Origin of the sequence: Mycobacterium paragordonae (genome assembly GCF_003614435.1) — a bacterium.
GTDB classification, from domain to species: Bacteria; Actinomycetota; Actinomycetes; order Mycobacteriales; family Mycobacteriaceae; genus Mycobacterium; species Mycobacterium paragordonae.
In genome coordinates, this window is record NZ_CP025546.1 from 13464 (window position 1) to 31051 (window position 17588).

22 protein-coding genes and 1 tRNA gene are annotated in these 17588 nt (G+C 64.3%); 15 read left to right on the forward strand and 8 right to left on the reverse strand.

Features of this window, described 5'->3' with window-relative positions:
* Positions 1-133: 133 nt before the first annotated feature.
* On the reverse strand, positions 134-340 hold the full coding sequence (locus C0J29_RS32600; RefSeq protein WP_162951346.1) for a hypothetical protein: 207 nt from the start codon (positions 338-340) through the stop codon (positions 134-136).
* A gap of 2 nt (positions 341-342) precedes the next feature.
* Here C0J29_RS32600 and C0J29_RS00070 point away from each other — a divergent pair, with 2 nt between their 5' ends.
* From C0J29_RS00070 to C0J29_RS00115, 9 genes are all read left to right on the forward strand, one after another.
* Entirely contained in the window at positions 343-585 is a 243-nt protein-coding gene (locus C0J29_RS00070) for a hypothetical protein (RefSeq protein WP_120791142.1), read from the forward strand.
* The gene (locus C0J29_RS00075) at positions 582-971 is read left to right on the forward strand and encodes a hypothetical protein (protein WP_120791143.1); all 390 of its coding nucleotides are present in this window, start codon (positions 582-584) and stop codon (positions 969-971) included. Before C0J29_RS00070 ends, C0J29_RS00075 begins: the two co-directional genes overlap by 4 nt.
* Positions 972-997: 26 nt before the next feature.
* Positions 998-1462 (forward strand): hypothetical protein, encoded by a 465-nt coding sequence (locus tag C0J29_RS00080; protein WP_120791144.1) that lies wholly within the window; start codon positions 998-1000, stop codon positions 1460-1462.
* Positions 1459-1809 carry a DUF2742 domain-containing protein gene (locus tag C0J29_RS00085; protein ID WP_120791145.1) on the forward strand — a complete coding sequence of 117 codons (351 nt, stop codon included), beginning with the start codon at positions 1459-1461 and terminating at the stop codon, positions 1807-1809. Before C0J29_RS00080 ends, C0J29_RS00085 begins: the two co-directional genes overlap by 4 nt.
* Entirely contained in the window at positions 1806-3407 is a 1602-nt protein-coding gene (locus tag C0J29_RS00090; RefSeq protein ID WP_174814877.1) for a hypothetical protein, read from the forward strand. Before C0J29_RS00085 ends, C0J29_RS00090 begins: the two co-directional genes overlap by 4 nt.
* Before the next feature lie 277 nt (positions 3408-3684).
* Complete coding sequence (locus tag C0J29_RS00100) at positions 3685-4020, forward strand: MerR family transcriptional regulator (protein WP_120791147.1); 336 nt, start codon at positions 3685-3687, stop codon at positions 4018-4020.
* Positions 4017-4892 (forward strand): hypothetical protein, encoded by an 876-nt coding sequence (locus C0J29_RS00105; RefSeq protein WP_120791148.1) that lies wholly within the window; start codon positions 4017-4019, stop codon positions 4890-4892. The genes C0J29_RS00100 and C0J29_RS00105 overlap by 4 nt, the downstream gene beginning before the upstream one ends.
* Positions 4893-4908: 16 nt before the next feature.
* Entirely contained in the window at positions 4909-5172 is a 264-nt protein-coding gene (locus tag C0J29_RS00110) for a hypothetical protein (RefSeq protein WP_120791149.1), read from the forward strand.
* Between the two features lie 562 nt (positions 5173-5734).
* Entirely contained in the window at positions 5735-6046 is a 312-nt protein-coding gene (locus tag C0J29_RS00115) for a hypothetical protein (RefSeq protein WP_120791150.1), read from the forward strand.
* A gap of 291 nt (positions 6047-6337) precedes the next feature.
* Here the strand turns inward: C0J29_RS00115 and dcd are convergent, their stop codons facing one another.
* Both dcd and C0J29_RS32605 read right to left on the reverse strand, forming a co-directional pair.
* Positions 6338-8182 carry a dCTP deaminase gene (gene dcd, locus C0J29_RS00120; protein WP_162951358.1) on the reverse strand — a complete coding sequence of 615 codons (1845 nt, stop codon included), beginning with the start codon at positions 8180-8182 and terminating at the stop codon, positions 6338-6340.
* Between the two features lie 85 nt (positions 8183-8267).
* Entirely contained in the window at positions 8268-8741 is a 474-nt protein-coding gene (locus tag C0J29_RS32605; protein ID WP_162951359.1) for a hypothetical protein, read from the reverse strand.
* A gap of 132 nt (positions 8742-8873) precedes the next feature.
* Here C0J29_RS32605 and C0J29_RS00125 point away from each other — a divergent pair, with 132 nt between their 5' ends.
* The 3 genes from C0J29_RS00125 (at position 8874) to C0J29_RS00130 (ending at position 10712) form a co-directional block, all read left to right on the forward strand.
* A complete protein-coding gene (locus C0J29_RS00125; RefSeq protein ID WP_162951360.1) occupies positions 8874-9146 on the forward strand; it encodes a hypothetical protein in 273 nt (90 codons plus the stop codon).
* A 200-nt stretch (positions 9147-9346) separates the two neighbouring features.
* Positions 9347-9410: transfer RNA gene (locus C0J29_RS32610), tRNA-OTHER, on the forward strand.
* Between the two features lie 114 nt (positions 9411-9524).
* Positions 9525-10712, forward strand: a complete 1188-nt coding sequence (locus C0J29_RS00130; RefSeq protein ID WP_120791153.1) for an IS481 family transposase — start codon at positions 9525-9527, stop codon at positions 10710-10712.
* A 99-nt stretch (positions 10713-10811) separates the two neighbouring features.
* Here the strand turns inward: C0J29_RS00130 and cwsA are convergent, their stop codons facing one another.
* Positions 10812-11237: a cell wall synthesis protein CwsA gene (gene cwsA, locus C0J29_RS00135; protein ID WP_120791154.1), complete on the reverse strand. Its 426-nt coding sequence runs from the start codon at positions 11235-11237 to the stop codon at positions 10812-10814.
* Positions 11238-11360: 123 nt separating this feature from the next.
* Here cwsA and C0J29_RS00140 point away from each other — a divergent pair, with 123 nt between their 5' ends.
* Positions 11361-11909 carry a peptidylprolyl isomerase gene (locus tag C0J29_RS00140; RefSeq protein ID WP_065047660.1) on the forward strand — a complete coding sequence of 183 codons (549 nt, stop codon included), beginning with the start codon at positions 11361-11363 and terminating at the stop codon, positions 11907-11909.
* A 98-nt stretch (positions 11910-12007) separates the two neighbouring features.
* Here C0J29_RS00140 and C0J29_RS00145 read toward each other — a convergent pair whose 3' ends face one another.
* On the reverse strand, positions 12008-12421 hold the full coding sequence (locus C0J29_RS00145) for a PH domain-containing protein (RefSeq protein WP_065047662.1): 414 nt from the start codon (positions 12419-12421) through the stop codon (positions 12008-12010).
* A gap of 168 nt (positions 12422-12589) precedes the next feature.
* Positions 12590-12871 (reverse strand): cell division protein CrgA, encoded by a 282-nt coding sequence (gene crgA, locus C0J29_RS00150; RefSeq protein WP_055578119.1) that lies wholly within the window; start codon positions 12869-12871, stop codon positions 12590-12592.
* A gap of 98 nt (positions 12872-12969) precedes the next feature.
* Here crgA and C0J29_RS00155 point away from each other — a divergent pair, with 98 nt between their 5' ends.
* Entirely contained in the window at positions 12970-13713 is a 744-nt protein-coding gene (locus C0J29_RS00155; protein ID WP_065047663.1) for a DUF881 domain-containing protein, read from the forward strand.
* 35 nt (positions 13714-13748) lie between these two features.
* Positions 13749-14444, forward strand: a complete 696-nt coding sequence (locus C0J29_RS00160; RefSeq protein ID WP_065162696.1) for an aminodeoxychorismate/anthranilate synthase component II — start codon at positions 13749-13751, stop codon at positions 14442-14444.
* Here the strand turns inward: C0J29_RS00160 and pknB are convergent.
* Positions 14422-16302: a Stk1 family PASTA domain-containing Ser/Thr kinase gene (gene pknB / locus C0J29_RS00165; RefSeq protein ID WP_065047667.1), complete on the reverse strand. Its 1881-nt coding sequence runs from the start codon at positions 16300-16302 to the stop codon at positions 14422-14424. The genes C0J29_RS00160 and pknB overlap by 23 nt on opposite strands.
* Entirely contained in the window at positions 16299-17537 is a 1239-nt protein-coding gene (locus C0J29_RS00170; protein WP_370530890.1) for a serine/threonine-protein kinase, read from the reverse strand. The genes pknB and C0J29_RS00170 overlap by 4 nt, the downstream gene beginning before the upstream one ends.
* Positions 17538-17588: the final 51 nt, after the last annotated feature.

Below are 17588 nucleotides of genomic sequence, written 5' to 3' on the forward strand. Positions count from 1 at the left end.
AGAGGATCTGCCGTCAATCGCCACGGCAGCCCAAGTTGCAGGAGTCCTCCAGACCACGGTGGACGCGTTAGCACAGGACCGTTACCGGCGACGCGGCATTCCACACGTCAAGATCGGCGGGCGAGTCCGTTATCTACGCGCTGATGTTCTGAAGTTCTTGGCGGACAACCGCATTGGCGGTGACGCCGCCTAAATGAGCCATCCCCACACAACTCAGGCCGACCGCGATGCGATCGAGGATCGCGGCCTGGTGGATGACGACGCCACCGAAATGTTGAAGGCCCCAGGGTTGCCGCCCCGAGGCCTTCTGAACCAACCCCTCACCAGAAAGGAAGTTCACCAGTGACTCTACCAACCGCCGGCGCCGAGCCGGTACATCTCGATCTGCGATTACTGCTCGACCAGACCGCCAACATGCTGACCCTGGCTCGCAACGACGCCAACAGCGCATTCCGGATACTGCCCAATGATGCTCCGTTGTTCGCAATCGTCGACCTCGTGACGGCTCTCGGACACCTTCGCCAGGCTTCGATCCTGATCGACCGCGTCGCCGAATCCCTCGACGCCGAGGCGGTGTCGCGATGACCGGCACTGGCCTTCATGAGCAGCTGCTCGCGGCAGCAGATCGGATCGCGTGCGCAGGCTGGTGCACCGACGCCAATGGACACCCCTTCAACTCTCTCCGTGCTGACCAAGATTGTTGGGGTCCTCAGCGCAAGGTAATCCTGGGCCTTGAGGACGGCGCACCAGCCCTGCCCCTGCATGACGACGAGCTATTCGCCGCGCCGGGTATCACCGTGTATGCGTTTCGCGGGTGGCACGCGCTGCCCACCGTCAAGCTCAACCTCTACCGGCCCACTGAGAACAGCCACTGCAGCGTTGACGTAGATGTCCAGCTGACACTGGCTGAGGCGCGCCGACTGGCTGGTAGCTTGCTTGCCGCCTGCGACGAGATCGATGGTGCGCGATGACCGTAACGTCAACTGAGCGCTGTTTTATGACCAAGCTCGAGGTCAAGCGGTTTGACCTGCCGCCAGTGCCGGCACCAAAACCAGGTGATGATCCGGTGTTTCGCTGGGACACCTACGCCGAGGTGCGCGTTGCAGAGCTCGTGGCAGTCGTGCGTCGCTTCGCGTACTGGGACGAACGAGACGACAGGGCGCTGGAAGTCGGATTTGAGGCCTACATCGAGGGACTACCGGATACCGCCGGTGTGGCCGATGTGGTGGCCACCCATCCCGATGTGTTGTCGGATCTCGGCGGCATTTCGTACAAAGCCGCCGAGCTGCTGCGCGAGTGCCGAAGCGACGGGGAATGCCGGACCTGCGACGGTAGCGAGGAGGTCCGAGTCAGCAGCGGCAAATGGACCTACGCCGCAACGTGTCCAGCCTGCGTCAGCGAGCAGGAATTCCTGGTGCAGCGGATCGACGGTGACCAGTTCATCATCGGACCAGCAGAATGAGCGGGTCATCGAAGACGGAAGCCGGCCCCCAGTGGGCCGGTGCTCCGCCTTCTCAGCAGTGTGCGTGGTGGCCGGTCCACGAGTTCCTTGAAGCTGTTGTGCAGCAGGCGAACTACGGCCAGATACCGGCCCCCGGAACACCGTCGTGGTGCGCCCTGGCTGACGGCGACCCCCGCAAGCTGCTCTCGGTAGCGATCGCTGGCGAACACCACGTTCTGAGGGTGGAAACCGCTCAGGAGCAATTCGCCGAAGCATCGAAAGCCATTGCTGGATCAGCAGACTGGTCAGCCACCGCACGCGCCATCGGCCGCCGACGCGAGGCCTACATTCCCCGGAGGTCAGCGTGATCGACACCGAGCAGTTCTTCCTTGAATCTGGCAGCGAACAGCTCACCAGGATTTACTACTGGGCCAGGGCCCGGTACGCAGCGCCGTGGGCGGTCTTCTTCGCCGTGCTCCTGCGGGTCGCGGCCAGCGTCGGCCCGCACGTCCGGCTCCCCGGTGTCATCGGCGGCCGTGCCAGCCTGAACCTGCTGTGCGCGTTCGTCAGTGCCTCCGGCGGAGGCAAGGGCATTTCGGACAAGGTCGGGCGGATGGCGTGGCCTGCGCCAATACTCGAGCTGCCGATCGGTAGCGGGGAGGGCGTCGCCGCCGCCTTCAAACAGCCTGACAAGCCCGACGAAGACAACGAACCGATCACCGCGGCGATCTTCAACATCCCCGAGATCGACACGCTGTCGGGGATCGCCTCCCGCCAAGGCTCCATCCTGCTCGCTCAGCTCAAGTCGATGGCGATGGGCGAACAACTCGGCCAATCCAACGCCTCCAAAGCGACCAGCCGGATAGTGCCCGCCCACTCCTACCGGTGCTGTCTGTCGGTCGGTGCCCAACCCGGTCACACCGGCGTCATCTTCAACGACACCACCGGCGGCACCCCGCAGCGATTTCTGTGGTCACCCACCACCGACCCGGACATGCCGGACACCAACTCACCAGATCCCGCACCGCTGGACACGGCACTACCGCTGTGGAAGCCCGCAGAGGACGGCGTGGTCGAGATCGTCTACGGACCGCCCGAGATCACTCAGAGGGTGATCGCCGCGCACATCGCCCGCCAGCGCGGGGACGCCGACCCGCTGAACGGGCACTGGATGCTGACCCGCTGCAAGGTGGCCGCACTGCTGGCGATCATGCACCACCGCTCGGTGGTGTCCCAGACGGACTGGGAGCTGTCGGCAACGGTGATGGCGGTCTCTGATCGGACCCGCGAATGGATCCTCAGCGAGGCAAAGAAAGCGGATCGAGCAAAGATCCACGATCGAGCTGTCGCGCGGGCGGTGGGCGATGAGGTCTACGACTCGCGGCTGCTCGCCAGCGTCAAGCGGAGCATCGTACGGACGCTCGAGCGCGATGGCGAACAAGCGGGCAATGAGCTGCGGAGCCGGCAAGGAAAGCGTGATCGACGCGACCTGTTTGACCAGGCTATCGCCGAGTTAGCTGCAGAACGCGTTGTTGAGTCTGTACCGGTCGAACGTGGAACACGGTACCGGCTGACGCTGAAAGTTCAGGGTGAACAACTAGTTCAGGGTCAATATGCGCAGTTCAGACAGGGTGAACTACTTGTTCAGGGTGAACAACCCGGAGGCATTGCCCCGTCGAATCTCCCCAGTTCGTACACCCAGGGGCCGAATGCCGAAGATCCACCTTCGAGCGCCCAGATAAAAGAGGAGCCCGTGACGCCAGCCCGTGTAGGAGTTTGCCAGCGTTGCTACGTCAGCCTTCCAACAGCCAGCACAGCAGCCTTCTGTGATGACTGCATCGACGCCCCGGAGCGCCCGGTGCCGCCGAAGAAGACGACGACCAACTACGCACTCACGGTGGTGCACAACGGCACCATCGCTGCCGACGATCATCGGGTACCGAGCGAACGAGAGCGGGCCGGATGACGAACCCGTACACCGTTCTCATCGAGGCCCTCGCCGGTGCCCCGTCACTGCCCGGTGCGCGCTGTCGTGGTCGGCATCGCCTGTTCGACCCGGCTGATCTCGGGGAGCACGCCCAGGCGCGTCACGCCCAAGCCCTGGGCCTGTGTGACCGGTGCCCGGCCCTGGATCGCTGTGCCGACTGGCTGACATCGCTGCCTGAAGCCAAACGGCCGCTCGGCGTCATTGCCGGGCAACTCCGGTTAAGCGGGCCAGCCGGGCGGCCACCGAAAGCGGACTGATGGAGCTGACCCCCGAGCAGGTACGCCTCACCCTGTACGCCACCCGCGACCTCGTGACGCGACGCACCCTCGGCGGACAGCCCATCCCGAAGGGAATGCACACCCTCCTCAAGCAACTGATCGCTTCCGCGCACGGAAGTGGATTCTCAACGCCTGAGCGCGAATTGGTGACACTGGAGTTGGTCAACTCAGCTGGCGCAGCCGAAATTCTCAACTGCTCCACTCGCTGGGTCCGCACGATAAGCAACAAACTGGGCGGGCGGAACGTGAACGGGCGCTGGATATTCCGCCGACAGACCGTCATCGAGTACGCGCAAGAAAGGCAAACACGTTGAACAGCAACACCGGCATCGCCAAACCCGGCGTCCTGGCCGCTCTGCGGAAGGCCAATAACGTCATCGGCATCAGCGACGTGCACGGCTGGCCGCGACCCCAGGCATACAACGACGCCTACGCGATGCTTACCGCGTGCCGCGAAGCCCAACGCGCCGTGCCCACCATCCCACCGTCCCCAGCCAAGCCCAAAGACATCACGAAGTGGATCGACGCCGCCGTAGGGGTCCGGTGCCAAGAGGCCGCCCGCCGCGACGTGATCGACGAACTGGTGTTGCATTGGGAGAGGGAGGTCGCAGCCGCCGGCCTGGCAGCGATTGCCGACATCACCGGACGCCTGGTCACCGTATTCGACGACCTGCTGAAGGCCTTTGACGCCCATGCCGATGCACCACGCGCGCTCACCGGCCACGAGTCAGACGAGGACGTTGCCGCCCACACCTCGGCGTTGCGCGTCGCCAGCGAGTTGTCCAACGTCCTGATGCAGCGCGCGGTCATCGGCGATGCCGCCCAGGAAGCCGAAGCCATTGGCCCCGATATCGTCTGGCTTGTCCTGGCGCCGCAGGCCGCTACCACCCGCGACCAGGTCCAGGACGCGCTGAAGACTTTCAACAGCAGCGTCCCGCAGACCTTGGCTGAATGGGATGCATTGCGGCCCCTGGGATTGCGCCTAGCACACATCGGTGAGGTAGCGACCCGTCGCGAGCGCCACACCGCCTTCATGTACGCGATCGGTATGAGCACACCCGATATGGGGATGCGCGATCACAGCTACGGCGAGATCGAGAACAACCCCGACGGCCAGCCGTACGGACTGCAGCGCCAGGCCGAGTCGGACTACATCTTTGACCACGCGCCATCGGCGACCCTCTGACCGAAAGGAGATCGGCATGTCCGATCTGACCGAGACCATCATCGAGCTGTTGCGGGCACACGCGTCCGGAGATGCCGCCACACCTGACGTCGGCAGTAGCGACACCGGCGTGGACGAGATACTCGACGGCGCAGATCCGTTCGAGGCCCATGCGGCACTGGCGCGAGATCTAGCCCCGGGCTACGTGCCCAGTGAGGGTCGGACCGTAGAGCGTCCTGCGCCGTCGCCGTCCACGACATTCGCCGACTTCCTACGCCGCGGCATGGGGTACGCGCAATGACCAAACGGCGGCAGGGCGTCAACCATCGTGAGTTGAGATGGAAGGACGGTCAAGACGGCAACTGCAGCACGGCCCGAGCCGGCACCTGCGCCCCGCCGCCGCGAGGACCTCTCGATCTGTCAGAGGGGGTAGGGCCACTGACCCCCAGCCCCCCACCGGCCCGCTCCGCAAGGCATAGGCGGCTATCTCTCCCCGCCGCTTTTTTCCACCCGGACGGAGACCGTGCGGCGCAGTGGCCGATGCCGTGGCGGAAAAAGCTCCGCGCAAAAACGGACGCCTATGCCCTGCGGGGCGAAGCTAGACCACCCCACGGGCAACCCGCCCACCCGGTCTCACCTCCCTCGCGAAGAAAAAATTGGGCTCCCTCTCGCATCGCCTATGCCTTGCGGAGCGGGCTGAGACCTCCTGGCGGGGTGACCCCCCAGGGAGCGGCACGCCGCGCCGTTCCGCATAGGGCCTGCCGGTCTGTGCAAAACTCAAATCTTTTTCAAGCCCGAGTTTCATACACGGGCACGCTGGTCAGGGGTAGTTCAATCGCGGTTTCGGCTTATCGTTCTTGCCTATGCAACCTGATCCCAGCTGCACCGTCATCATGACCCAAACAGTCAAAGCCTCGGATTTAGCGGACTACCAGCGCCGGTACTGGCCGCTATTCATTGACGACAATGTCGTGCAGCACGGGGTCGATGGCGTGCCTGCCCACTTCGCCAGAAAAGTTAAGTCTGTCAGCGACCACTTCGGATCGGCGCTAGCCGACCGTGGCCAGTTGACGGTGGAGTTTGAGGATGGAACTCCTGGCCGACTATTCGACCCAGGCGACGACGTGTTGGTGCACTTCATCGTTCGTGGCACAGACATCGTTTCAGATGGTTGACGGACCACTTCCGCCCACAGTTGCAGATGATCAGGTGTCCAACGGCGGTGGACCCACCCCACCGGGTAATCCCCGGGCCGACCGCCGCACCGAGACGCCATAGCGGTTCCCATCCTGCGTGCGCGTCTCGCCCGTTTTTCCGCGTCTTCCTGCAAGCCATTCGGTGGGGTTTCTTGGGCGGCAGAGCGGCGATAGATGCGCGGGCTACGGCGATGTCGCGGTGGCAGAAGCGTTCGGCGCAGTCCTGGCATGAGCGGAACGATCTATGACGAATGGGCTGGCGAACATGGCCTAAGAGCGGAGCTTGCGAAGGATGCTCGACTCCGAATCCGCCCTCACTCGTGAGAACTGCGGGCCTATCGGGTACGTGTACTTGTCCGTGGAGGGTTGGACCGGGCCCGTCTTCCAAAGGATTAGCTGTGCGATTCGTTCACCCGGTGTGAGTGTGATCGGGATGGTGCTCAGGTTGACCAATTCTAATGTGAGACAACCTCTGAATCCTGGGTGAACCTGGACGGCAGTCGCGGAAAGCAGACCAAGTCTGCCGTAGCTAGAGCGCGTAATTACCTGTCCCGAGAGGTCGTCGGGAATGCCAAGATACTCAAGTGTCGCGCCGAGGATGACCTCTTGCGGATGGAGGACAAACCTCTCCCTATGCGACAACTCAACAAACATCTGGATTGCACGAGGGTCGTCTTCCTCTGCGAGTGGATCGAAAGATGCCGTTGCCGTCCGTCGGAAGACGATAAACCTAGTACCCAACCGGAGATCAATTCCGGTGCCCTTGGGGAGATCAAGTGCCGGCGCGACGACCAAGCCCTTGGCCTGGTCGTCAAGCTGCATCCGGCGTAATAGACAGTCCTCCGACAGAACGGACAGACCAGCTTCGGCCGCCAAAACCTCGTCGGCATCGGTGCGCAATTCTTGGATCTCGGAGGGTATCTGTCCGCCACTTGCAAGCCACTTGCGAACGAATTGCACTGACTCAAGGGTCTTTTCGGCGAGCTGATCGAACGGTGTCATAGCCCCTTCTACTCGAGCGAGCCACGCAGCGTTGACAACGTCGGCATTTTCGGAGACTTCAGTGGTGCCGGCATCCGATAGGCTTTCGCGACCAGGCAAACCGACTGCGAGACGATCTGCAATGGCGTGGACCCATTCGGATCGGTCCTCGAATTCGTATGCTTCTGTAGCCAGAACTGAAACAGCGGCATTGAGCGACGCTCGGTGCAGAATGAAAAAATCAACTAGATATTGGGCCCAACCCTCTGTGAAGGAGATGTTCGGAGGTATGCGATCAGCCCACGGTGCCACAATGGAGTTCAATCGCGCATCGCTAACGCTACCGATCTGGTCGAGCAACAGTCGGATGCGAAGGAGGCCGGGCGGATGCGTCGGCATCAATACTTCCATCGCTCCGATGACTTCGAGGAATTCGGCAAGCGACGCGACAGCGGCCGGCCCAAACCGGTGCAATGCCTCGAGGTCGCAAATTAGCTCTGTTGCCCAGAACGTTGCGATCTTGAACAGCCCGAGCGCGATTAGTAGTGGCAAGTTGTTGGGTCCGGCTGCCGGGTTGGGTAGGGCGCCGGCCGCGGCATAGTCGAACTTGCTCGGTATGTCGAACGCCTTTACAGCATCTTTGTCCGTCACCGCGACATGAGCTGCCTCATGGCCCAAAACAACTGGGCGCCACTGAACACTAGCCCCCTCGAGCCGAGGCACCCTGAACAGTGCGAACTTTGAAACAGCGGGTATCTGGCTAGGATCCAGTGCAACCGGGCCGAAAAACACCTTGCTGAGATCGCCATAGGTGGTGTCAAAGTTGTTGGCGGCGCCGTGTGATAGAACGACTTGGTGGTCCGCGACGCCAAGATCGGCTAGCTCTTGTCGGACCTCATCGCCCAAGGCTTCGGACAGTTCTCGTCTAGTTCCATGAGCGAGATGCTTCTCGACGAAGTCCAGGACTTGGTTCAGGTGCCGCAGTAGCGGCTGCAAAATCGGTATCTGAAGGTCAGGGTCTGATATGCGAGTCATTTCTTGCTCTACAACATCCCGCATAAGCTCCGGCAGTGATTCGGCGAGTAACAACGCATCGTTGAGAGATCCGCGCGACGCACCTAACTGGCCGCGCAAATTGCCAGTTATATGCTCTAGTTCAGCGGCACGCAGAAGTAGAGCGCGTCGAAGTTCTGAAGCAGTTGCAGCCGATACCACGTCGTCAAAGCGCGGTCGTCACTTCACCGACACTTCCCGTCTGATTTAGGGCGGATCGTGCTAAACCACTGAAGTATCGACTAAGTTCTTCAGCCTCATCGGGCCGCCACGGTTCCGCAACGCATCGAAGACGCTCCGACAGCTGGATAAGCCTATGGGATATTGCCGTGGCATCTGCGGGGTGCATCGGTTCATCTAGGACCGCGCCGATCGTGGCGTCCAACTGGGGCGCCAATGCCGCACTCGGTGGTGTTCCTACATTGCCGCTAGATCCGAAGAAGTCGACAGCTTCAGCGGCCTCTCCCAGCAGCTGTGCCATCCCGCGCAGGGCGCCTTCGTCTTCCACGGCAAGACAGCCTCCGTCAGCCACGCGTCGAAGAGCTACCGCGGTTCGGGCGGCAAGCAGCGACAGGTCGACAAGTTCGGCGCCCCCACTCATCAGTTCATACCGCACCGGGGTCGCTCCTGCGATCACCATGATTCCCCTTCTTCGAAACTCTGTTCGAATGCGCGTTCGAACATCGACTCTAGTCGTTGTTGCCGTGACTCCGGCAGCGTATGCTCAATATCTAGTTTCTAATTTGGAAATTAGCATCAGGAAGCTGGAAGAGTGAACATCGACTCGCGGTCCAAGAGACTCTTTGGCAGGTTGGAGGCGCTTCGGATCTGGGCTGCGATCGGTCGCCTCGCCAAGCCAGAGTTCTCGACTGGACAGATCGTGACGATGACCGGCATCGATCAGTGTTCAAAAGAGCTTGGCAAGCTCGATCAAGTCGGTCTCGTTCGCTCCGTGTCCAACAGGGGTGACTATGTACGCGTTGAATCCGCATTCTGGTCACTGGCCGACCAACTTTCTGCCGAGTGGGAAGACGTTTCACAGTAGGGCGGAATATCCGCCCAAATTTCCAACTAGTCTCGCCTCATCGATAGTCCCCGGTCCGCTCACGGCTGAATCGCCCGTGCGCAGTCGGCGATCTGGTGCGACATGCTCGGACACATCGTGGCCACAATCTGACCACAGTTACAGATAACTACTGTTAACCGCGGTTGTGTATTTCCGCACGTCGACCAAGCCGTAACCCGTTGAACAGCAGCATGATTCGCCTTTGCAAGGCGGGTGTCAGGGGTTCGATTCCCCTAGGCTCCACTTTTCCAGGTGTATTAGCTCGGCTGATGCTTCACGTTTCGGCTTCGGTTGATGCCTGACAGTGTTTCGGCTGATGCTTGACAGTTGTTTCGGTTGATCCTTGACACTCCCTAGATGAGGGAGTTAACCGTGGCCGAGCAGCGGTATCAGGCCGTGATGTCAGTGATTGCCGACGGCTTGTCGATTAGTCAGGCGGCCGAGAAGACGGGGGTGTCGCGGCAAACGCTGCATGCCTGGTTGGCCCGGTATGAGGCTGAGGGCCTGGAGGGGTTGGTGGATCGGTCGCATCGGCCGGTGTCGTGTCCGCATCAGATGTCGGCGGCGGTGGAGGCCGCGTTGTTGGAGTTGCGGCGGTCGCGACCGTATTGGGGTCCGCGGCGGTTGGTCTTTGAGCTTGAGAGGCGTGGGGTGCGTCCGGTGCCCTCGGAGTCGGCGGCGTATCGGGCGTTGGTGCGGGCCGGGATGATCGATCCGGCGTTGCGGGATCGGCGTTCGCGGAAGTGGAAACGGTGGGAACGCGGGGCGCCGATGGAGTTGTGGCAGATGGACGTGGTGGGTGGTTTCCCGTTGGTCGATGGCACCAGCGCCAAAGCCTTGACCGGTCTCGATGATCATTCCCGGATGTGTGTGTCTGCGCGGTTGATGGCCGCTGAACGCACGCGGGCGGTGTGCGACGGGCTGCGGGCCGCGCTGGCGGCCTACGGGGTACCTCATCAGCTGTTGACCGATAACGGCAAGGTTTTCACCGGCCGATTTCACCACCCCCCGGTGGAGGTTCTCTTCGACGCGATCTGCCGCGAGAACGGTATCGAGCACCTGCTGACCCAGCCCCGGTCTCCGACCACGACCGGCAAGATCGAGCGGTTTCACCGCAGCTTGCGTGCTGAATTCCTCAGCACGCAAAGACCTTTCACCAACCTCAAGGCCGCCCAGCAGGCCCTGGATGAATGGGTCGACTATTACAACAACACCCGTCCGCATCAAGCGTTGGAGATGGCCACCCCGGCGGAAAGATTCGCCGCGGGGGCGGTGCTGACTGCCCCATCGGAGTCGCGGAAAAGCCGCGAGGACCGCAGCGGAGACGACTGGGTCAGCCGGCGCGTGACGACCAACGGGGTAGTCAGCGTGGCCTGGCAGCAGGTCTGCCTGGGAGCACATCACGCCGGGGCCCGCTGCGATGTCCATGTCGACGGTGAGCTCCTGCGGTTCTTCATCGGCGATGAACTGGTCAAGACTGTCGCGCGCACCAGCCGCGGCGAGGTAAGAAACAAACGGGCCTTCCGCACCCGCGAACAGGCCTAACCCATAACCCAGAGTGTCAAGGATCAACCGACGTAGAAACGTCAACCATCAACCGACGCTGAACAGCTCCACTTTTCCAGGATTTCCCGAGCGCGCACCCTACGGGCGCGGTTGCACGTCCACGCTCGGCGGGCGCGGCGAGGGCTCGGGCTTCGACGAGCGCCGCACCAGGCTGAAGGCCACCGCGCCGCCGGCCAGCACCACGACAGCCCCTCCCGCGATCAGCCACGGCTTCTTGCTGCGGCGCTGATTGCGGCGGGCGTCCTGCAGCAGCTGCGGCAGGTTCGCGACCACTTCCTGCGCGGCCGCGAGCTCTTGGCCGATCGTCTCCTGGGCGGCCGCGAGCTCCCGTGCCAGCCGGCCCTCCCGGTAACGGCGGCGGACCTCCGTCGCGGTGGAGTGGGCTGACTGCACCCCGAGACCGACCACGCCGCGAGTGACGTCCACGGGTCCCACCGCCGAGTAGGTCAGGCCACGGGTCAGTCGCTCGCGTGGTGTCAACGAGGCTTCCGCCTTCTGGCTCATCTGCCGCCTTTCGATGTACTGCTCAAGTCCTACGCAGTCCTATCAGGTACCGAGCCCCCAGAGCTAGAGGGTCCGCCCCTGGCGCGTCGCCGACGGCACCGCCTGCGGGCCGGGCCGCCGCTAGTGGCAGACTGTGGTGCCGTGACTAACAGCCCCATTCAGACCGCTACCGCCACGTTGCACACCAACCGCGGAGACATCAAGGTCGCCCTGTTCGGGAACCACGCGCCCAAGACCGTCGCCAACTTCGTCGGCCTCGCGCAGGGCACCAAGGAGTACTCCACCCAGAACGCATCGGGTGGTCCGTCGGGCCCGTTCTACGACGGCGCGGTGTTCCACCGTGTGATCCGGGGCTTCATGATCCAGGGCGGTGACCCGACCGGCACCGGCCGCGGCGGCCCCGGCTACAAGTTCGCTGACGAGTTCCACCCCGAGCTGCAGTTCGACCGTCCGTACCTGCTCGCGATGGCCAACGCCGGCCCGGGCACCAACGGCTCGCAGTTCTTCATCACCGTCGGCCCGACCCCGCACCTGAACCGCCGCCACACGATCTTCGGTGAGGTCATCGACCCCGACTCGCAGGGCGTCGTCGACGCGATCGCCACGACGGCCACCGACGGCAATGACCGTCCGACCAACCCGGTCGTCATCGAGTCGATCACCATCTCCTGACCGCCGCCGCTGCGCCCGGCCGGCCGCGAGCGTGCACTCGCTGCCAGCCGAGCCGGCGTGTCGGCGTACAGACGCGCACGCTCGCGGACCGGGAGACGCTAGCCCGCGTAACCCGCGTCGGTGAGCGCGTCGAGCACGTCCAGCGGGTCGGTGCCCAGGTCCCAGCGGGACAGGATGAGCAGCCCGCCGTCGACCGTCTCGAGCTCGAGTAGCCGGATCCGCCGCGCGTGCCGGCGGAACTCCGAAATGCGAATGATCTTGATGACGTCGCGGCGCAATACCTGCGTGCGGAACCAGCCGCGCACGACCAAACCCTCGGGCGTGATTGCCAGCTTGGGTCGTGCGCGCCACGATGCCGCAGCAAACAACAGCAGACCGGCCGCGGCGATCCCCGCGATGACCCGCCCCGGCGGGTCTGTGACCAGGGTCACAGTCGCGATAGCCAGCACGACGCCGCCAATGCCACAACCAGCGATTCCCGCCGTCTGAGGCGCCCACTCAGTTTGCTGCATGGGCTACCGGCACCCCCTTACCACGGCAGACGCGGTTATCCACAGACGCTATCAACAGTGGGGATGAATCACACGCGTGTGATTGGGTGGCAGGTAGGTTGCTGGGACGCCACCGAACGGACCGCGAGATGAATGCATTACGTGCGCGTCGATCCCGATCCCGGCCGTTCAGTGCCAGCGCATCGTGAGCAACAACCCGGTGATCATGAAAGCGAATGCGATCGCGTAGTTCCACGGACCCAGTTCCGCCATCCAGTGCAGGGCCGCGGGGGCCTGCGGACCGTAGGCCGCCAGCTGGAACACCATCAACCAGACCAGGCCGATCAGCATCAAGCCGATGAACAAGGCGACGAACCACACGCTCGACGGCCCGACCTTCACTTTCACGGGCGTCCGGCTGACCGCGGAGACGGTGAAGTCGTTCTTCTTGCGGACCTTCGACTTGGGCATGTGTACCTCTGATACCTCAACAAAGAGCGGGACGGGTGCAACGATTACGGTTGCATGCAGGTAGAGCTCGGATACGAGACTAGCCCACAGGAGACACCATGACCGATCGGCGCCGCTCGCCGTGGCGCTTCGGTGTGCCCGTGGTATGTCTGCTGGCCGGACTGCTGCTGGCTGCCACACACGGCGTCTCGGGCGGCGCGGAGATCCGCCGCAGTGATGCGCCACGCCTCGTCGACCTGGTCCGGGAAACCCGCTCCTCGGTCGGTCATCTCGATTCCGAGCGGGAGGCGCTGACCAGAAAGATCGACGCGGCGCACGGCCGGTCCTCGGACGTCGCGCTGAAGGCGATGCTGAAGCGGGCCGCGGAACTGGCCGGTGACGCGGACATGAACCCGGTCCATGGCCCGGGCCTGGTGGTGGTCCTCAACGATGCCCAGCGCGACGCCAACGGCCGGTTCCCCCGCGACGCCACACCTGATGATCTGGTCGTGCACCAGCAGGACATCGACGCGGTGCTCAACGCGTTGTGGAGCGCCGGCGCGGAGGCGATCCAAATGCAGGACCAGCGCATAATCGCCACCTCGGTCGTCCGGTGCGTCGGCAACACACTGCTGCTCAACGGCCGCACCTACAGCCCGCCCTACTCGATCACAGCGATCGGCGACGCGACGGCCATGCAGGCAGCCCTGGCCGCCGCTCCCCTGGTGACGCTGTACAAGCAGTACGTGGTCCGTTTCGGGCTGGGCTACCGGGAGGACGTGAAGTCCGATGTCGCCGTCGTCGGGCATGCCGAGCCGGTGCGGCTGCACTTCGCGCAACCGATCGGTCCGATCGGCTACTGAGCGCGGCCACCCACAGCGGGCGGTAACCTGTCACGGTGCGGATCCTGGTCGTCGACAACTACGACAGCTTCGTGTTCAACCTGGTGCAGTACCTCGGCCAGCTGGGCGTCGAGGCGACGGTGTGGCGCAACGACGACGCCCGACTCGCCGGACCCGACCGCCCCGAAGCCGTAGCCGGCGAATTCGACGGCGTATTGCTCAGCCCCGGCCCCGGCACCCCGGAGCGAGCGGGCGCATCGATCGCGCTGGTGCGCGCGTGTGCCGCCGCAAACACGCCGCTGCTCGGCGTCTGCCTGGGACACCAGGCGATCGGCGTGGCGTTCGGTGCCACCGTCGACCGCGCCCCGGAGTTGCTGCACGGCAAGACCAGCAGCGTTTTCCACGCCAATGTCGGTGTGCTGCAAGGACTTCCGGACCCGTTCACGGCCACCCGGTACCACTCCCTGACCATCCTGCCCGAGTCGCTGCCCGCCGAACTGGAGGCCATCGCCCACACCCAGAGCGGGGTGATCATGGCGGTGCGGCACACGTCCTTGCCGATCCACGGCGTTCAGTTCCATCCCGAGTCCATCCTGACCGAGGGCGGGCACCGGATGCTGGCCAACTGGCTCAGCTACTGCGGCTGGGCACGTGACGACACCCTGGTGCGGCGGCTGGAGAATGAGGTGCTGACCGCGATCCGGCCGCACTTCCCCACCGATGCGGGAGCTACTGACCGAACTTCAGCGTGATCACGCCGTCCCGGTTCACACCGGTGCCGGCTGACGGGCTCTGCGAGACCACCTTGTTGTGCAGGTTGCCACCGGCGTCGACGTCGGGTCCCTTGTCCAGCACTCCGGTCCAGCCCAGCGCCCGTAGCCGCGGCTCGGCGTCGGTCCAGAACATGCCCGACACGTCGGGCATGATGAACTGATTACCCTTGGAGACCTGCAGTTCGATGACGGTGTCAATCGGCTGCGTCTCGCCTTTGGCCGGGTTGGTACCGATCACTTCGCCGGCCGGGCGCGGGCTGTCCACCTGAGTCTGGGTGACCTTGGTGAAGCCGTAGACGCTCAGGTTCTTCTGCGCGACGTCGACGGTCTGTCCGGTGACGTCGGGGATCTGCTTGGTCTCCGGACCCGAGCCCACGATGATCGTGATGACGTTGGTGATGGCCGAGGTCTGGTTGGCCGGCGGGTTGGTCGCGACGACCTTGCCCAGTAATTCCGGGGTCGACGGTGAGTTGGACTGCTTGAACTTGTTGAACCCGGCCGCGGTGAGCTTCTTGACCGCCTCGGAGTAGGTCAACGAGGACACGTCCGGCACTTCGCGCTGCTCCGGCCCGGTGGAGACATTGACCGTGATCTCGTCGCCGGCTCCCACCGAGGCATTCGCGACCGGATCGGTGCTGATGACGTGATCGGGCGGGATCTGGGAGTCCGGCTTCTGCTGGGTACGGGTCTTGAAGCCCTTGTTCTGGAGCGCGACGATCGCGTCGGCGGACGTCTGGCCCCGCACATCGGGAACCTGGACGCTGCGGGTGTTGCCGCCGAACGTGTTGATCGCGATGGTCACGACGATCGTCAACACCGCCAACACGGCGACGACGGCGACCCACCGCCCCACCGAACCGGCGCCGCGGTCCCGGTCGGAGTCGTCGAAGTTCTGCCGGGGCAGCGGGTCGGTGCGCGGACCGCCGTGGCCCCCGCCCGAGGACGACATGAATGCCTTGCGCTCCGCGCCGGTGAGTACCTTCGGCGCCTCCGGCGCTTCGCCGTTGTGCACCCTCACCAGGTCCGCCCGCATCTCCGCCGCGGTCTGGTACCGGTTCTCCGGGTTCTTGGCCAGCGCTTTGAGCACGACCGCGTCGAGGTCGGCGGAGATTCCTTCGTGACGCTCCGAGGGCGGGATGGGGTCTTCCCGCACATGCTGGTACGCGACGGACACCGGCGAGTCACCGGTGAAAGGTGGTTCCCCGGTGAGCATTTCGTAGAGCACACAGCCCAGCGAGTAGACGTCGGAGCGGGCGTCGACGGAATCGCCGCGGGCCTGCTCGGGCGAGAGATACTGCGCGGTGCCGATCACCGCGGCGGTCTGGGTGACGCTGTTGCCGCCGTCGGCGATCGCCCGGGCGATGCCGAAGTCCATCACCTTCACCGCGTTGGTGGAGCTGATCATGATGTTGGCGGGCTTCACGTCGCGGTGGATGATGCCGTTCTGGTGGCTGAAGTTCAATGCCTGGCAGGCGTCGGCGATCACCTCGATCGCCCGCTTGGGTGTCATCGGCCCGTCGGTGTGCACGATGTCGCGCAGCGTGACGCCGTCGACGTACTCCATGACGATGTACGGCAACGGGCCCGCGGCCGTTTCCGCCTCGCCGGTGTCGTACACCGCGACGATCGCGGGGTGGTTCAGCGCCGCGGCGTTCTGCGCCTCCCGCCGGAACCGCAGATAGAAGCTGGGGTCGCGGGCCAGGTCAGCGCGCAGCACCTTGACCGCGACGTCGCGGTGTAACCGCAAGTCACGGGCGAGGTGAACTTCGGACATGCCTCCGAAGCCGAGGATGTCGCCCAGTTCGTAGCGGTCGGACAGATGCCGAGGGGTGGTCATCGAGGTGTCTCATATCGGGCCAGCGACGCGTGCAGTACAGAATTACCGGTTAATGGACTGTTCGTCCAGTTGAAACCGGAGTTCGGTGCTGGCTCGATCTGCGCGCTGCCGGTATTGGTGACTGTCGGCGGCGGAGACGGCTGGTTGTCCGCCTTGGAGTTGATGACGATCAGCACCGCGATGATGATCGCCAGCGCGCCAAGCACACCAGCGGCCCAGAGCAGGGCTCGCTGGCCCGACGAGAACGTGCGCCGCGCTGGGGGGCGGTGCCCGCCGGCGGCCCGGCGCGGGGCCGTGGTCCGGGTGGCGGGAGCGGGCGCGATCCGGGCGGGAGTGGCCGACGGAATGGCCGCGGGGGCGGCCCGCCCCGGCGGAGGCGACTGGCTGGGTCGGGGCGGGCGACGTCCGGCCCGAACCGCGGCAACCGCGTCGGCGAACGGCCCCCCGCTGCGGTAGCGCTGGCTGGGATTCTTGACCAGCGTGATCTCGATCAGTTCCCGGACATTGGGCGGCAAGTCGGCGGGCAGCGGCGGCGGCGGCTCCTTGATGTGCTTCATCGCCACCGTCAGCGCGCCGTCACCGGTGAACGGCCGCTTGCCCGAAACCACTTCGTACCCAACGACTCCCAACGCGTAGACGTCGCTGGCGGGAGTCGCGTCATGACCCAGAGCCTGTTCGGGCGCGATGTACTGCGCGGTGCCCATCACCATGCCGGTCTGGGTCACTGGGGCCGCGTCGACGGCTTTGGCGATACCGAAGTCGGTGATCTTCACCTGTCCGGTGGGTGTGATCAAGATGTTGCCCGGCTTGACGTCGCGGTGCACCAGGCCGGCGGCGTGTGCGATCTGCAGCGCGCGGCCGGTCTGCTCGAGCATGTCCAGCGCGTGCCGCAGCGACAGCCGGCCCGTGCGCTTGAGCACCGAGTTCAGCGGCTCGCCGTTGACGAGCTCCATCACCAGATAGGCCGTGCGGCCTTCGCCGTCCATCGCGCTTTCGCCGTAGTCATGGACCTGGGCGATGCCGGGATGGTTGAGCATCGCGGTCGTGCGTGCCTCAGCCCGGAAACGTTCGATGAACTCCGGGTCCTGCGAGAACTCCTGCTTGAGCACCTTAACCGCGACGCGCCGGCCCAGGCGGCTGTCCACCGCCTCCCACACCTGGCCCATGCCACCGGTGGCGATCAGCCGCTGCAGCCGGTACCGGCCGGACAGCGTCACCCCAACGCGGGGACTCATGTTTCGCCTCGCTCCGGTCCTCGCGCGTTCCGCGCTGCGATCCTCACTCGC

Coding starts and splice junctions, on each gene's coding strand:
- cwsA (WP_120791154.1), bottom strand. CDS start 11,237: ATGAGCCAGAAGGCGGAAGCCTCGTTGACACCACGCGAGCGACTGACC.
- C0J29_RS00075 (WP_120791143.1), top strand. CDS start 582: ATGACCGGCACTGGCCTTCATGAGCAGCTGCTCGCGGCAGCAGATCGG.
- C0J29_RS00080 (WP_120791144.1), top strand. CDS start 998: ATGACCAAGCTCGAGGTCAAGCGGTTTGACCTGCCGCCAGTGCCGGCA.
- C0J29_RS32605 (WP_162951359.1), bottom strand. CDS start 8,741: ATGGTGATCGCAGGAGCGACCCCGGTGCGGTATGAACTGATGAGTGGG.
- C0J29_RS00130 (WP_120791153.1), top strand. CDS start 9,525: ATGAGGGAGTTAACCGTGGCCGAGCAGCGGTATCAGGCCGTGATGTCA.
- C0J29_RS00110 (WP_120791149.1), top strand. CDS start 4,909: ATGTCCGATCTGACCGAGACCATCATCGAGCTGTTGCGGGCACACGCG.
- C0J29_RS00085 (WP_120791145.1), top strand. CDS start 1,459: ATGAGCGGGTCATCGAAGACGGAAGCCGGCCCCCAGTGGGCCGGTGCT.
- crgA (WP_055578119.1), bottom strand. CDS start 12,871: ATGCCCAAGTCGAAGGTCCGCAAGAAGAACGACTTCACCGTCTCCGCG.
- C0J29_RS00115 (WP_120791150.1), top strand. CDS start 5,735: ATGCAACCTGATCCCAGCTGCACCGTCATCATGACCCAAACAGTCAAA.
- pknB (WP_065047667.1), bottom strand. CDS start 16,302: ATGACCACCCCTCGGCATCTGTCCGACCGCTACGAACTGGGCGACATC.
- C0J29_RS00155 (WP_065047663.1), top strand. CDS start 12,970: ATGACCGATCGGCGCCGCTCGCCGTGGCGCTTCGGTGTGCCCGTGGTA.
- C0J29_RS00170 (WP_370530890.1), bottom strand. CDS start 17,537: ATGAGTCCCCGCGTTGGGGTGACGCTGTCCGGCCGGTACCGGCTGCAG.
- C0J29_RS00100 (WP_120791147.1), top strand. CDS start 3,685: ATGGAGCTGACCCCCGAGCAGGTACGCCTCACCCTGTACGCCACCCGC.
- C0J29_RS00145 (WP_065047662.1), bottom strand. CDS start 12,421: ATGCAGCAAACTGAGTGGGCGCCTCAGACGGCGGGAATCGCTGGTTGT.